The organism is Delftia sp. UME58 (assembly GCF_014170385.1).
Taxonomy (GTDB): domain Bacteria; phylum Pseudomonadota; class Gammaproteobacteria; order Burkholderiales; family Burkholderiaceae_C; genus Comamonas; species Comamonas acidovorans.
In genome coordinates, this window is record NZ_LZZV01000062.1 from 1 (window position 1) to 1446 (window position 1446).

Below are 1446 nucleotides of genomic sequence, written 5' to 3' on the forward strand. Positions count from 1 at the left end.
CGTAGATTCTATGGTTTGGCGCAAGCCTGGTTGGCGATAAAGCGATTGACGTCGAAGGGTTTGCGCGATTTCCATACGCCGAAGGCGATGCGTAGGAGTTTTCTGGCGATGATGTTTAGGGCCTGTGTTGAGGCCCAGCCCTTGGCTCGTAACGCTGCATAGAGGGGTTTGAAGGCAGCCGTTCGGCTGGCTGAAGTTGCCGCGTTATAGGCAAGGCTTCTCAGGGCCGCATCGCCCTGCTTGCTGAGTTTGCGCAGGCCTTTGTAGGCTCCAGATTCTTTGGGCTTGGGGTCTAGCCCCGCGTAGGCCACCACTGCGTCCGAAGAGGCGAACGGGATGCGGGTGACGGCCGTCACCAGAGCGGCCCCATCAAGAGCATCTGCCAACTGCGCCAAGGCATCCAACGCGTGCTGGACCTGAACTTGCGATCCCACGTGCTTATGCCGATCGCTGGACAGGCGCAGCCTCGTCTTGCGATCAATCGGCGGTCACGGCCGCTAGATTCTTAATCGACGTATTTGGGCGGGGTGGGATATCTACCAACGTCAGTCCGCTAGTGACGGCTGATGGATGGGTGCGTCCCGGTCCCCAGCACCCCCGACGTGAGATCGGTAAGTGCTATAAAAACATACAAGGATGGGTGGAGTGCGTTCCGGTTGGCCCAAGTACACGGACGTATGCCGCACGCAACCCATCGCGCATTCCGCCATTGCGCGCATAGCCCATCATCGATGCCTGCCACCATGATGGGTTGCGCGCGATCGGCGTTGCCGTTCTTACACCGGATTTGCCGCGCTCCACCCATCCTACGATTGACGGTCAATGCATGGTTGAAGACCCATTCGCGATCGACGATCAAACCGTCAGAAGAGCGACATCGCCGGATCCCGTCACCGCCCTCCCTTTTAGACGGGTGGCGCGCGTACAGGTGCGAAAAAGCAAGCAGCTATGCGCCGCGCGCCACCCGTCGCTCCACCTCCCCCACTGACTGCGGGGACCAAAAGAAAACCACTCACCACCAGCGCGCAAGCGACCATCGCCCCGACGCATCAACAACGCGTATGCAGAATGCGTCCGCCCGCGCGGACGCATGAGGCGGGCCCCGCAAATCTCGTCAGTAAACGGCGCTCTAGCAGCGCGCGAACCAAGATGGCGCAGCTCGTCGCCGGGGTCGGGTGGGTGGCGCGCAACCTTGATGCGCCCGAGGGAATCTGAAGGCAGCGGCCGTAGGCCGCAACGAAGATGACGAAGGGGCAGTCCGGAGCGAACGCTCCGGACCGCAATCGTGGGCGCGCGCCACCCACCCGACCCCGGCGACGAGCGTCCCACGAAGATCTAGGGCAAGTCCCACGAAGATCTAAAGCAAGTCCCAAGAAAACCTAAGACACGCCCAACAAAAATCACATAAGTAGCCCTAAAGAACCACTTAAGTAAGCACCCCAAGAA

Annotated in this window: 1 protein-coding gene; it reads right to left on the bottom strand. The window is 60.4% G+C overall.

The genetic code is table 11. The features are described from left to right. Positions 1-8 precede the first annotated feature (8 nt). Positions 9-434, bottom strand: coding sequence for a transposase (locus A9976_RS18625; protein WP_183020234.1), 426 nt, complete (start codon positions 432-434; stop codon positions 9-11). Positions 435-1446 lie beyond the last annotated feature (1012 nt).